General features: G+C 55.2%; 9 protein-coding genes. 5 read left to right on the top strand and 4 right to left on the bottom strand.

Going from position 1 to position 12,883, the window contains the following annotated elements; genetic code table 11:
• Positions 1-77: 77 nt before the first annotated feature.
• From araH to CKQ54_RS14265, 3 genes are all read right to left on the bottom strand, one after another.
• On the bottom strand, positions 78-1,082 hold the full coding sequence (araH, locus tag CKQ54_RS14275; protein ID WP_120164009.1) for an L-arabinose ABC transporter permease AraH: 1,005 nt from the start codon (positions 1,080-1,082) through the stop codon (positions 78-80).
• Positions 1,083-1,100: 18 nt separating this feature from the next.
• On the bottom strand, positions 1,101-2,684 hold the full coding sequence (gene araG, locus CKQ54_RS14270) for an L-arabinose ABC transporter ATP-binding protein AraG (RefSeq protein ID WP_120164008.1): 1,584 nt from the start codon (positions 2,682-2,684) through the stop codon (positions 1,101-1,103).
• A gap of 246 nt (positions 2,685-2,930) precedes the next feature.
• Complete coding sequence (locus CKQ54_RS14265) at positions 2,931-3,917, bottom strand: arabinose ABC transporter substrate-binding protein (RefSeq protein ID WP_112288541.1); 987 nt, start codon at positions 3,915-3,917, stop codon at positions 2,931-2,933.
• A 416-nt stretch (positions 3,918-4,333) separates the two neighbouring features.
• On the opposite strand from CKQ54_RS14265, the gene CKQ54_RS14260 reads away from it, so the two are divergent.
• The 5 genes from CKQ54_RS14260 (at position 4,334) to CKQ54_RS14240 (ending at position 11,340) form a co-directional block, all read left to right on the top strand.
• The gene (locus CKQ54_RS14260) at positions 4,334-6,013 is read left to right on the top strand and encodes a ribulokinase (RefSeq protein WP_120164007.1); all 1,680 of its coding nucleotides are present in this window, start codon (positions 4,334-4,336) and stop codon (positions 6,011-6,013) included.
• 51 nt (positions 6,014-6,064) lie between these two features.
• Positions 6,065-7,570 carry an L-arabinose isomerase gene (gene araA, locus CKQ54_RS14255; protein WP_120164006.1) on the top strand — a complete coding sequence of 502 codons (1,506 nt, stop codon included), beginning with the start codon at positions 6,065-6,067 and terminating at the stop codon, positions 7,568-7,570.
• Positions 7,571-7,864: 294 nt separating this feature from the next.
• Positions 7,865-8,614: an ABC transporter ATP-binding protein gene (locus CKQ54_RS14250; RefSeq protein WP_120164005.1), complete on the top strand. Its 750-nt coding sequence runs from the start codon at positions 7,865-7,867 to the stop codon at positions 8,612-8,614.
• A gap of 77 nt (positions 8,615-8,691) precedes the next feature.
• Positions 8,692-9,633, top strand: a complete 942-nt coding sequence (locus tag CKQ54_RS14245) for an ABC transporter substrate-binding protein (protein WP_208644626.1) — start codon at positions 8,692-8,694, stop codon at positions 9,631-9,633.
• A gap of 48 nt (positions 9,634-9,681) precedes the next feature.
• Positions 9,682-11,340 (top strand): ABC transporter permease, encoded by a 1,659-nt coding sequence (locus CKQ54_RS14240; protein ID WP_120164003.1) that lies wholly within the window; start codon positions 9,682-9,684, stop codon positions 11,338-11,340.
• Here CKQ54_RS14240 and CKQ54_RS14235 read toward each other — a convergent pair.
• A complete protein-coding gene (locus CKQ54_RS14235; RefSeq protein ID WP_120164002.1) occupies positions 11,337-12,833 on the bottom strand; it encodes an MDR family MFS transporter in 1,497 nt (498 codons plus the stop codon). The genes CKQ54_RS14240 and CKQ54_RS14235 overlap by 4 nt on opposite strands.
• Between the last annotated feature and the right edge of the window lie 50 nt (positions 12,834-12,883).

Below are 12,883 nucleotides of genomic sequence, written 5' to 3'. Positions count from 1 at the left end.
GTTTTTGCGGCATTTAACCGGTCTGAGCGTTAAATGCCGCGGGTAGTAAGCTGTGAAAGCGTTATCACAAAACCGGTTTAAACGGTCTTTTTGGCTTTCTGTTTGTAACGGTCGAAGATAACCGCCGCCAGCAGGATCAGACCACGTACCACATACTGCGAGAACGGAGATATATTCAGCAGGTTCATGGCATTTTCCACGGTACCCAGGATCAGGATCCCCGATACCACGTAGGAAATCTTACCGATGCCGCCTTTCAGCGAAACGCCACCCAGCACGCAGGCGGAGATGACGATCAGCTCAAAGCCCAGCGACGTCATTGGCTGACCGCTGGTCATACGTGAAGCCAGAATGATCCCCGCCGCCGCCGATACCAGACCGGACAGTACGAAGATAATGATTTTAGTGCGCACCACCGGCACACCGGCCAGACGCGCGGCATCTTCATTACCCCCAATCGCCAGCGTGTTTCGGCCAAACGTGGTTTTGTTAAGCAGCAGACCAAAGATAATCAGACAGCCGACCGTCAGCCAGATTGGTGCGGGCAGTCCCAGCCAGTTGGCGTAGCCGAGTGCGAAGAAGCGTTCGTCTTCGATGCCCACTGCTTTACCGTCAGAAATGATGTACGCCAGACCGCGCACAATCTGCATGGTGGCAAGCGTGGTGATCAGCGCGTTAATTTTCAGGCGGGCGATAACAAAACCGTTGAGCAAACCGGTCAGCATCCCAAGCAGTAAACCGGCAGCGACGCCAATCCACAGGCTTTCAGTCATGTTGATGACCACCGCGGTTGTCACGCCCGCACAGGCGATGACGGAGGCGACGGACAAGTCAAAGTCACCGGAAGCCAGACAGAACAGCATCCCGCAGGCCACCATGCCGGACATCGAAATAGCCAGTCCCAGCCCTTTCATGTTGATGAAAGAACTGAAGTTCGGCACGAAAATCGAACAGGCGAGAAACAGTACGGCGAACACCACTAACATGCCGTAGCTGTCCCAGATACGCATCAGGCCTTGTCCGCTGCGCGATGCAGCTGAAGGTTGATCCGGTTTGGCTGAATTGGTTGTCATACTCGACATAATATTTTTGCTCCTCAGTCAGGCAGCGTCAGGGGCAGAATCAAGGTCTAGTGTCCGCAACATGGCGAGCCCCAGCGCTTTTTCTTCGGTGGCTTCATCGTGGGACAGTTCGCCGGAGACAGCGCCTTCGCGCATCACCACAATTCTGTCCGCCAGACCCAGCACTTCCGGTAAATCACTGGACGCAAACAGCACCGCAATGCCTTGTTTCGCCAGTGAATAAATCACGTTGTAAATTTCATGCTTGGCGCCGACGTCAATCCCGCGCGTCGGTTCGTCGAGCAAAATGACTTTCATGTCTTCCGACAACCAGCGCCCCAAAATGGCTTTTTGCTGATTACCGCCGGAAAGGTTCATGATCAGCTGCTGATCGCTCGGCGTTTTGATATTCAGCGCCTCGATGTGCTTGCGCGCATTTTTCGCTTCCCAGGCGTTGTTGATCAGGCAACCCGCTTTCACCGTTTTCCGGCGGGCGCTGATGTTGATGTTGTCACGTACCGAGTGAACAGGAATGATGCCGTCGGCTTTGCGGTCTTCAGGACACAGCATGATGCCCTGGCGGATCGCGTCTGCCGGTTTGCGGATGTTCATCACTTTGCCATCGAGCCGCAGTGTGCCGCCGGTGACGCGCGTGCCGCCGAATAACCCCTTCATCAGCTCACTGCGACCGGCGCCTACCAGCCCGAACAGGCCGACGATTTCTCCCTGACGCACGCTCAGGCAGATCGGCGTTTTCACGCCCGGTGCTTTGACCTGATCCAGCTGCAAACGTATTTCGCCGTGCGGACGCGGCGCGTAGCCGTAAATGTCGTCCAGATTACGGCCGACCATCGCCTGCACCAGCTTGCTGTTATCCACCTGTGTCATGTCGTCAAAGGTACGCACATAGCGGCCGTCTTTGAAAACGGTGACAGCGTCACTTAATGCAAAAATCTCTTCCATACGGTGTGAGACATACAAAATCACACGCCCTTCTGCCCGCAACTCACGGATGACACGGAATAATTGTTCGATTTCACGTGCTGAAAGTGAACTGGTCGGCTCATCGAAAGCAATGATTTTGGCGTTACGCGCCAGCGCTTTAGCGATTTCCACCATCTGCCACTGGCCGATGGAGAGATATTTCAGCGGGGTATCGGGATCGATATCCAGCCCGAGGTGTTCGAGCTGAATTTTGGTTTCATAGCGCAGCAATTTGCGGTTCACAAAACCGTGTTTGCTGGGCAACTGTCCGAGATAAATGTTCTCTGCCACCGTCATTTCCGGCACCAGATGCAATTCCTGATAAATGATCGCCACACCGGCATCGAGCGCATCGGTGGTGTTATTGAAAGCGACCTGCTGCCCTCTGATATGAATATTGCCCTGTGAAGGCTGATAGTTGCCGCTGAGGATTTTCAGAAGCGTCGATTTACCCGCGCCGTTTTCGCCCATCAGCGCATGGATCTGCCCGGCATAACAATTGAAAGAAATCCCGTCCAGCGCTTTCACACCTGGAAAAGTTTTGCCAATGTCATGGAATTCCAGATACGGCGTGGCCGCATCAAACTCCGTCAGTGACGGTGTCAGCAAAGGCGTCTTGTTTGAAGATTGCTGAGTCATAGGGGCTACCTGGAAATTAAGTAAAGTTGAATGCACGCCACTGCACAGCAGAAAACAGTTCGTAAAACTTCCTGTCGTCCACTCTGCAGCAGCGTTATCTAATGCTCGTTTAACTCGCTATTCCTCTAAATCATTCGGGTTGCAGGAAGGCGGCAAGTTCGTGAATCCCCGGGAGCTTACATAAGTAAGTGACCGGGGTGAGCGAACGCAGCCAACGCATCTGCAGCCCGAAGGATGACGAGGAAATTACATTAAGCCTTTCTTCTTCAGTTCTTCTTTGAAGTTGTCGCGGGTGATCAGGACAACATCAGTGACTTCGGTGAATTTCGGTGGTTCAACGCCTTTGGTGACCCATTCGTTCAGCATCTGGATACTTTTATAACCGTGGATATCCGGGCTAGGTAACAGGGAACCGTAGAAGCCGGTTTGCGCGCTTTTTGACAGCTCATTCACGGCGTCCACACCGTTGATACCGATACCGATCACATTAGCGGCTTTGAATCCCTGACCTTCTGTTGCACGCACACCGCCGAGAACGGTGTTGTCGTTCATACCGATGATCAGCCAGTTCTTCACTTCAGGATGTTGGACTAACAGGGAGTTACCGGCATCCAGTGCGCCAGGAATATCGTTGGATTTGGTCGGAACTTTATAGATTTGTTTTTCCGGAAAACCGGCAGCTTTCAGCGCGTCCATTGAACCGGAAGTACGGCGGCGTGCAGTGTCCAGCTCATCAGCGGTAATCGCCATCACGCCGGTATCTGCGACTTTCCAGCCACGTTTTTGCATTTCTTTATACAGTTCCTGTCCCTGACGTTCGCCGATTTTGGTGGCGGCCATCATCACTAATGGCACCTCTTCCATTGGCTTGCCTTTGGCATTCACGAACTGGTCATCCACCTGGATAACTTTCATGTCATAGCTGCGCGCTTTCGCCATGATGGCAGGCCCCAGACGCGGATCCGGCGTACAGATAACAAAACCTTTCGCACCGTTTGCCGCCAGACTGTCGATGGCATTCAGCGTTTTTTCACCGTCTGGCACAGCAATTTTGATGACCTCAAAGTTCAGATCCTTACCGGCTTTATCTGCAAAGCGCCATTCAGTCTGGAACCACGGCTCTTCGGGCTGTTTAACCAGGAAACCCAGCTTTGGATTTTCGGCTGCCATAGCTGAATGTGACATAACGGCTGCTAACCCTACCGCCGCTAATGCCTTAGTGAATTTATGCATGATGTTCTCCGACTTTTATTGTTGTTTTTCACAATCGCAGTCTCATATCTGTTGGTTTGCCGCAATCATGAAAACGTTATCAGTAGCGTAAAGAAACAAAGTGAAAGTGCGGCGAAGTCCGGTATGTAGCGGATTTACGTCACACTCTCTTGTAAGACGGGTTAAGTTTTAGCGGTAATTTTGCAGCGGAATGTAGAGCGCTATCACACGGCGGGAAAACAGCAGGTTTGTACATAGATATAGCGATTTTAGCCAAACGCTAACATTTGACCAACCTCACAGAAACATCATTGGGAGCAGATTTGTGCATACTTCCAGCTAACGCCTCCTCACTCACTTTTTTGCATCCTCCTACTGTTAGAGCAATTCGATTCGCCGCCGTAATGACTACGGCAAACCTGAAGGAGTGAGAAAGAATGACGCAAGGTGCGATTGCTCTTGGTCTTGATTTTGGCAGCGATTCTGTCCGGGCACTGGCTGTGGATTGTCAGACCGGTGCGGAGATGGAAACTGACGTGGTTTATTATCCGCGCTGGACTGAAGGCCGTTACTGTGACGCGGCAATAAACCAGTTCCGCCACCATCCGCTCGACTATATAGAAGCGATGGAGCAGGCAATCAAAAACGTCGTGCAACGTCTGGGCAGTGAACGGGCGGCGCGCGTGGTAGGGATCGGTGTGGATTCCACCGGTTCCACGCCTGCTCCTGTAGATAATGAAGGCAACATTCTGGCGCTGACGCCTGAGTTCGCCGAAAACCCGAACGCCATGTTCGTGTTATGGAAAGATCACACGGCAATAGAAGAAGCCGAAGAAATTAACCGCCTGTGCCGCAGCGGTGAGTTCCCCGACTATTCCAGCTATATCGGCGGCGTTTACTCCTCTGAATGGTTCTGGGCAAAAATCCTGCATGTTTCCCGCGCGGACGCTGCCGTTAAAACAGCCGCGGCTTCCTGGGTTGAACTGTGCGACTGGGTGCCTGCCCTGCTTTCCGGTACCACCGCGCCGGACAAAGTGGTGCGTGGCCGTTGCAGCGCCGGACACAAAATGCTCTGGCATCCGTCATGGGGCGGTTTGCCGCCAAAAGATTTCTTCGCTGCTCTCGATCCTTTGCTGGTCGAAAACCTGCCGTATCCGCTGTTTACTGACACCGTTACCGCTGAACAGGCAGTTGGTACGCTGACCTCTGAATGGGCAGAACGCCTTGGTCTGCCTGCTTCCGTGGTGCTTTCCGGCGGTGCATTCGACTGCCATATGGGCGCAGTCGGCGCGGGCGCACAGCCTTATACGCTGGTGAAAGTGATCGGGACTTCCACCTGCGACATTCTGATCGCCGACAAAGAGCGTGTAAACGACCGCGCGATTGCCGGGATCTGCGGTCAGGTCGAAGGCAGCGTGGTGCCGGACATGATTGGGATGGAAGCCGGACAATCCGCTTTCGGTGATATGTATGCCTGGTTTAGCCGTCTGCTGAGCTGGCCGCTGATTCAGGCCGCCAAAGTGCATCCTGAAATGGCACCGCAACTGACCAGCCTGCAAAAAAATCTGCTGTCCGATCTCACCGCAGCGTGGGCGGCCAGTCCGAAACTCGATCATCTGCCGCTGGTGCTCGACTGGTTCAACGGTCGCCGTACGCCGTTTGCCAATCAGCGTCTGAAAGGCGTCATCACCGATATCAATCTGGGCACGCAAGCGCCGGAACTGTTCGGGGGCTTTATCGCTGCCACCGCCTTTGGCGCACGCGCCATCATGGAATGTTTCGAACAGCAGGATATTCCGGTGGAGAACGTCCTCACGCTCGGCGGTATCGCACGTAAATCACCGGTCATCATGCAGGTTTGCGCCGACGCGATGAACCGTCCGCTGCAAATCGTCGCCTCCGATCAGTGTTGCGCGCTGGGTGCGGCAATTTTTGCTGCCGTCGCCGCCGGGGAATTCAGCGACGTTCCGGCCGCACAGGAAAAAATGGCCTGCAGCATAGAACGTACGCTGCTGCCGGATCCACAGCGCGTCGAACAATATCAGCGCCTGTATGAACGTTATCAGCAATGGTGTGCCACCACTGAACCGCTGTTTGCAGCGAAACCGGCACATTAATGTCTGTCTCATAAATTGCTATTTCACACCTACGATATTCAGGAGTAATAAATGGACGCGTTTAAACATCTCGAAGTGTGGTTCGCCATTGGCAGTCAGCATCTGTACGGACCGGAAGCATTGCGTCAGGTAAAAGAGAACGCCGAGAAGGTGGTCAGTAGCCTGAACAGCGAAGCCGGTTTGCCGGTTAAACTGGTGCTTAAACCGCTGGTCACCACGCCGGATGAAATCACGGCGCTGTGCCGCGACGCCAACTACGACAATGCCTGCGTGGGGATCATCACCTGGCTGCACACCTTCTCTCCGGCCAAAATGTGGATCGCGGGCTTAAGCATTCTGCATAAGCCACTGTTGCAGTTCCATACACAGTTCAACGCTGAAATTCCGTGGGACACCATGGACATGGACTTCATGAACCTGAACCAGACCGCACACGGCGGCCGCGAGTTTGGCTTCATTGGTGCCCGTATGCGTCAGCAACACACTGTGGTCGCGGGTCACTGGCAGGATGGCGAATCACATCGCCGAATCGCCCAATGGATGCGCGTCGCTGCCGCGAAAAACGAAAGTCAGCATCTGAAAGTGGCGCGCTTTGGCGACAACATGCGTGAAGTTGCCGTGACAGAAGGTGACAAAGTGGCCGCACAAATCCAGTTCGGCTACAGCATCAATGCTTACGGCATTGGCGATTTGGTCAGCGTCATCAACGAAGTCAGCAAAGGCGATATCGACACGCTGGTGGAAGAATACGAAGCCACTTATCGCCTGACCGATGCGGTTAAACTTAACGGCGAACGTCGTGAAAACCTGCTGGATGCGGCGAAAATCGAACTGGGGATGACGCATTTCCTGGAGCACGGTAAATTCGGCGCATTCACCACCAACTTTGAAGATCTGCACGGCATGAAACAGTTGCCGGGGCTGGCGGTACAGCGTCTGATGCAAAAAGGCTACGGCTTTGGCGGCGAAGGCGACTGGAAAACTGCGGCACTGCTGCGCATCATGAAAGTGATGGCCAGCGGCCTGAAAGGTGGCACGTCGTTCATGGAAGATTACACCTACCACTTCAAGCCGGGTAATGACCTGGTAGTCGGTTCACACATGCTGGAAGTGTGCCCGTCGATTGCTAAAGAAGAAAAACCGTTACTCGATGCGCAATATCTCGGCATAGGTGGCAAAGCGGATCCGGCGCGTCTGATCTTCTCCACGCCGGCAGGCCCTGCGGTTAACGCCAGCGTCATCGACATGGGCGACCGTTTCCGTCTGCTGGTCAATCTGGTGGATACCGTCGAGCAACCGCATCCGTTGCCAAAACTGCCCGTCGCCCGGGCTATCTGGAAAGCCCAGCCTTCACTGGCGACAGCGGCAGAAGCCTGGATCCTTGGCGGCGGCGCGCACCATACCGTGTTCTCACAGGCACTGGATATTGATGCGCTGCGGTTATATGCGGAGCTGAGCAATATTGAATTGCTGGTGATTGATAACGAGACGACGCTGCCGGACTTTAAGAATCAGATCCGGTGGAATGAGGTGTATTACAAACTTTGCAGTCGTTGATTTGCTTGCTCCTCCACTTCAAAGAGCCTTTTTTCTTTGCTCCTCCCCCTGCGAAGGGGGAGGCCGGGAGGGGGTTTTAAAGCCAAACACTCTGTAAAAGCAAACTTCAACTCTTTGATTTTTCGTTAATACCCCACCCCAACCCTCCCCTTCGCAGGGGAGGGAGTCGCCCCAGCCAGTCTTCACAATTCTTACGCATCCTCGACAAGAACGAACAGAAACTGTCATTTCCCCGTCACATTCCCCCTTTACGCTCACCCCCACAAATAAATCCCAAAGAGGATAGTACCAACCATGATCATTCCAGCTCATACCGGCGGGAATGCGCCTGCGCGCATGTCTTCTCCCCCTGCCATCGCTATTCATCAGGTGTCCCATTACTTTGGGAGCAACCCGGTACTCAATCATGTCAATTTATCCGTGCCGGAAGGTACGATCCTCGCCCTGCTTGGCCCTTCGGGCTGCGGGAAAAGCACGCTGCTGAAAATGCTGGCGGGGCTACTCCATCCCGCGTCGGGGCAAATCAGTTTTGATGGCGAAATCGTCGCCAGCGGGAAACTCAGCGTGCCGCCGGAAAAACGCAATCTCGGGATGGCGTTTCAGGATTACGCCCTGTGGCCGCACATGAACGTGCGCCAGAACGTGGCGTTTCCGTTGCAAATGCGCGGGATCCGTGGCGCAGCTCAACACGAGAAAGTAATGGCCGCGCTGGAGCGCGTCGGGCTGGCGGATTTTGTCTCGCGCCGCCCTTCTGAACTTTCCGGTGGTCAGCAGCAGCGCGTGGCGCTGGCACGGGCGATTGTCGCCGAGCCGCGTATTTTGCTTTTCGATGAACCACTGTCAAATCTTGACCGCGACCTGCGCGAAAGCCTGTGCGAAGAAATGGCGACATTGTTGCGCCAGCTCGGCACCACGGCGGTGTATGTCACCCACGATCAGCACGAAGCTCATGCACTCGCTCACCGCATTGCGCGCATGGACAAAGGCGCCATCGCCAGCATCGACCAGATTGACCCTTCCGTTGTTTCACCTTTTGTTGCTTAACCTTTGATGGAATGAAAATGATGAACCCCACACACAACACACAGACAAAAACGTTTTCCCGTACCAAAACAGGCGTAATGACAGCAATGACTCTTTCTCTCGCAATGGCAGCCGGCAGTGCTCAGGCACTGACGCTCTACACCGCCGGGCCGGGTTCACTGGCAAAAAAACTGGCAGCAGGCTATGAAAAACAAACCGGCGTAAAAGTCGATGTGTTCCAGGCAACAACCGGCAAAGTCATGGCGCGGCTGGAAGCCGAACAGGCTAATCCGCGCGCGGACGTCTTAATTTCAGCGTCCTGGGATACCGCAACCGACCTCGAGCAACGTGGCTGGCTGCTGGAATATCAAAGCCCGAATGCAGAACAGGTTCCGGCACAATTCAAAACGCCGTATTACGTCGCGCAGGGTATTTCCGCGCTGGGTATCGTGTGGAACACCAAAAGCGGTACTACCGAACCAAAAGACTGGGGCGATTTAGCCAAACCGGAATTCAAAGACAAAGTCACCACGCCGGATCCGTCGCTTTCTGGTGCTTCTTTAGATTTGCTGATCGGGTTACAAAATGCGCATGCACAGCAGGCCTGGAAGCTGTTTGAAGATTTGAAAGCCAACGGCATGATTATCGCTGGTCCGAATGCGCAGGCGCTGACGCCGGTCTTGCAGGGGGCAAAAGCCGCGGTATTCGGCGCAGTGGATTATGTGTCTTATGGCAGCGTGCAGGACGGCGAATCAGTCAAAGTGATTTTCCCAAGCAGCGGCACGGTTATCGCGCCGCGTCCGATGATGATCCTCAAATCCAGCCAGCAGCAGAAAGAAGCCAAAGCATTCATAGATTACGCGCTCTCGCCTGAAGGCCAGAAACTGGTCGCCGATGCGTGGCTGATGCCAGCACGCACGGACATTGATGCCAAACGCCCATTGTTTAAAACATTGAAATTGCTGCCAGAAGCCTCACAGGCTTCAGCATCCCGTAAAGACGTTCTCGAGCGTTTTGCGAAGCTGTTCGGCCAGCAATAATCCTTTCACGGGCTGTCGCTAAAACAGCCCGCTTCTGAGATTTGATCAATGAATAGAAACGCTTTTTTACCGGGCGTAACGGGCATCGCGCTGCTGTTACTGGTCGCGGTGCCGGTGGCATTTGTGGTCTTGCAGGCGGTTTTTCCGCATCTGGATACCGGCAGTTATTCGGCGCCATTCAGCACTTTTACCCGCGTTTTTGCCGAACCTTCGTTGCAGGCACTGTTTGCCACCACGCTGAAAGTCGGACTGGGCGTGGCGTTATGCAGCGCGCTGATCGGCGTGCCTCTGGGCGCGCTGCGCGGATTATTCGCCCTGCCCGGCGCCGTTCTGTGGGATGTGGTTTTTCTGATCCCTTTTTTAATACCGCCTTATATCGCTGCGCTGTCGTGGATGCTGGCGCTGCAAACCAACGGTTACGTACAGCAATTGCTGCCGTGGCTGCATCTGAATGATTTTCTGTTTTCACTGCCGGGTATGGTGGCAGTGATGACGCTCAACGTTTTTCCGGTGGTCTATTTTGCTGTCTCGCGCAGCATGGCCGCCAGCGGCAGCCGTCTGGCGGATGTGGCGCGTATTCATGGCGCAGGCCCCTGGCGGGCATTTATCCGCATCACGTTGCCGATGGCCTTACCGGCCATGGCCTCCAGTCTGCTGCTGGCGTTTACCCTGTCGATAGAAGAATACGGCGTGCCCGGCGCGTTAGGTTCGCGAAGCGGCATTCTGATGCTGACGACCGGTATCGAACAGCGTCTTGCCGACTGGCCGATTGATATGCCGGGAGCTGCGGTGCTATCGCTGCTGCTGGTGGCGATCGCACTTTGCGCTTACAGCGTACAACGCGCGGTGCTGGCCGGTAAAAATGTCGAGAGCATGACCGGCAAACCGGCTGATGTGACACAGAAATCGCTGGCAGGCTGGACGTTGCCGGTGATGGCGTTATTTACCGTCGTGGCGTTTATTGCGGTGGCGCTGCCGATTGTCTCCACACTGGTGACGGCATTTTCCGGCACCCTTTCCGGCGGACTGACGCTTTCCAATTTCACATTACGGCACTTTGGCAATCTGTTTGCTGCGCATAGCGATGCGCTCGGTGCGCTGTCGACCAGTCTCAGTCTGGCGCTGGGCACGGCGCTGATCGCCGGTGCGACGGGATTTCTGGCGTCATGGCTGGTGGTGGCACGCAAAATTCGCGGGGCGGCGTTGATTGACGGACTTTCGCTTTTTCCGGCAACGCTGCCGGGTATCGTGGTGGGTGTCGGGCTGATCCTGGCCTGGAATCGCAGTTTCTGGCCCGTGACGCCGTATAACACCTGGGGGATCCTGCTGTTGTCATATTGCTGTCTGCTGCTGCCTTATCCGGTGCGTTATGTCAGCGCGGCGCTAAAGCAGATTGGCGGTAATCTCGATGCGGCGGCACGGGTACACGGCGCGACTGCCGCGCAGGCATTGCGGATGATCCTGCTGCCGCTGGTGTTCCCGAGTTTACTGGCGTCAATGATGATGGTATTTGCGGTAGCGTCGCGTGAACTGGTGACGTCGCTGTTACTGTCACCGGCAGGTGTGCAGACGGTTTCCGTGTATGTCTGGCGGCAGTTTGAACAGGGTTCGGTGGGCGACGGGATGGCGATGGCGTCGATTGCCGTACTGCTGAGCCTGACGCTGATGTTAATCGCATTCAGGCTACAGCAGCGTCAGACGTCTTAACTTTCCCGCTGCGCTTCACGGCGCGGGCGGTCGCCAGACGGGATTAGCAAACCGGCGGCGACCGCCAGCACTGAAACCACCGCCGACACCACGAATACCCAGTGCAGCGAAGCGGCCACGCTGTCGGTCAGCATATTCAGCTGTCCAGCGTCCATCGCGCTGCGCGTGGCTTTTTCCATCAGTTGCTGAACCGGATCGTTCACCTGCGGCAGCCGGTATTCCAGATTAAGATTCAGCGTCGCGCCCAATACCGCCGTGCCGATGGCTGAGCCAAGCATCCGCGTGAACAGCGTCGACGCGGTAGCAATGCCGCGGATCGCCGGTTCTGCGCTGTTCTGCACTGAAACGATAAATGTGGTGTTAGAAAGCCCCATGCCTGCGCCGATAGAAAACGCCGCGATGCGCGCCATCCACAATCCCGACGACGGCGAAAGCAATAAAAGCGCCAGACTTCCGCCCACCAGCAGCAATCCCCCCGTCACCGCCGTGGTCCGATACGACGTTGCCTGCATCATGCGGCTGCTGAACATGCTTGCCAGCGGCCAGCCGATGGACATCAGCGCCAGCGTGGTGCCCGCCTCCAGCGGTGTTCCGCCGAGAACGCCCTGAACGTAAGTCGGCAGGAACGCGCTGATCCCCATCATGGTCGCGCCGATAATCAGACCACCGACATTACCGGCAATAATTACTTTGCTGTCCCACAGCGCCAGCGGGAACAGCGGTTCAGGCGTTTTACGCTCCTGACGCACCAGTAATCCGCCGTTGACAACAGCAAACGCCAGCAACGCCAGCGCCCAGTAGCCCAGAGCTTCGGCCTGTAACAGCGCCAGTAATAAGGAAGCGACGGCGAGCGTGAGATAAGTGGTTCCGGCAAGATCCAGCTGATGCGGTTTACGCTGACCGTCCGGCGGCAGGTATTTGATCAGGATCGCCATTGCCACCAGGCCGATAGGCACGTTCACCCAAAACACCACCGCCCACGGAAAATGGGAAACAATAAACGCCCCCATCAGCGGGCCGACTATCGCCGACACGCCCCAAACGCTGGACAAATACCCCTGCGCTTTCGCCCTTTCCTGCGGACCGTAGACATTGGCAATCAGCGTCGTGGCAATGGGCGTAATGGCGCCAGCGCCCAGCCCCTGCAACGCACGAAAACCGATCATCCAGCCCAGCGACGGCGCGAAGCCGCACAGAACCGAACCAATAAGAAACAAGGTGGTGCCGATGAAAAACATTTTCCGGCAGCCGTACAAATCCGCCAGCCGCCCGTAAATGGGCACCGTAATCGCCTGCGTCAGAAGATAGACGGCGAATACCCAGCCAAGCAGTGAAAAACCACCGAGATCGCCGATGATGGTCGGCATCGCGGTCGCGACAATGGTCACTTCTACCGCGGCCATAAACATCGACAACATGCAGGCAATGAGGATCAGCGGACGGTGGGAAGATTTAACAGCAGATGTTTGGACTTCAGAATGATTGACGGCCATGTTCTTTGTTTTCTTAAGAATTGTGTTGATGAATGCACTCAGGCAGATTT

The sequence above is a fragment of the Rahnella variigena genome (assembly GCF_003610915.1).
Taxonomy (GTDB): domain Bacteria; phylum Pseudomonadota; class Gammaproteobacteria; order Enterobacterales; family Enterobacteriaceae; genus Rahnella; species Rahnella variigena.
This window is presented reverse-complemented; position numbering and strand designations above follow the sequence as displayed.

Coding starts and splice junctions, on each gene's coding strand:
- CKQ54_RS14235 (WP_120164002.1), bottom strand. CDS start 12,833: ATGGCCGTCAATCATTCTGAAGTCCAAACATCTGCTGTTAAATCTTCC.
- CKQ54_RS14245 (WP_208644626.1), top strand. CDS start 8,692: ATGACAGCAATGACTCTTTCTCTCGCAATGGCAGCCGGCAGTGCTCAG.
- araG (WP_120164008.1), bottom strand. CDS start 2,684: ATGACTCAGCAATCTTCAAACAAGACGCCTTTGCTGACACCGTCACTG.
- araA (WP_120164006.1), top strand. CDS start 6,065: ATGGACGCGTTTAAACATCTCGAAGTGTGGTTCGCCATTGGCAGTCAG.
- CKQ54_RS14250 (WP_120164005.1), top strand. CDS start 7,865: ATGATCATTCCAGCTCATACCGGCGGGAATGCGCCTGCGCGCATGTCT.
- araH (WP_120164009.1), bottom strand. CDS start 1,082: ATGTCGAGTATGACAACCAATTCAGCCAAACCGGATCAACCTTCAGCT.
- CKQ54_RS14240 (WP_120164003.1), top strand. CDS start 9,682: ATGAATAGAAACGCTTTTTTACCGGGCGTAACGGGCATCGCGCTGCTG.
- CKQ54_RS14265 (WP_112288541.1), bottom strand. CDS start 3,917: ATGCATAAATTCACTAAGGCATTAGCGGCGGTAGGGTTAGCAGCCGTT.
- CKQ54_RS14260 (WP_120164007.1), top strand. CDS start 4,334: ATGACGCAAGGTGCGATTGCTCTTGGTCTTGATTTTGGCAGCGATTCT.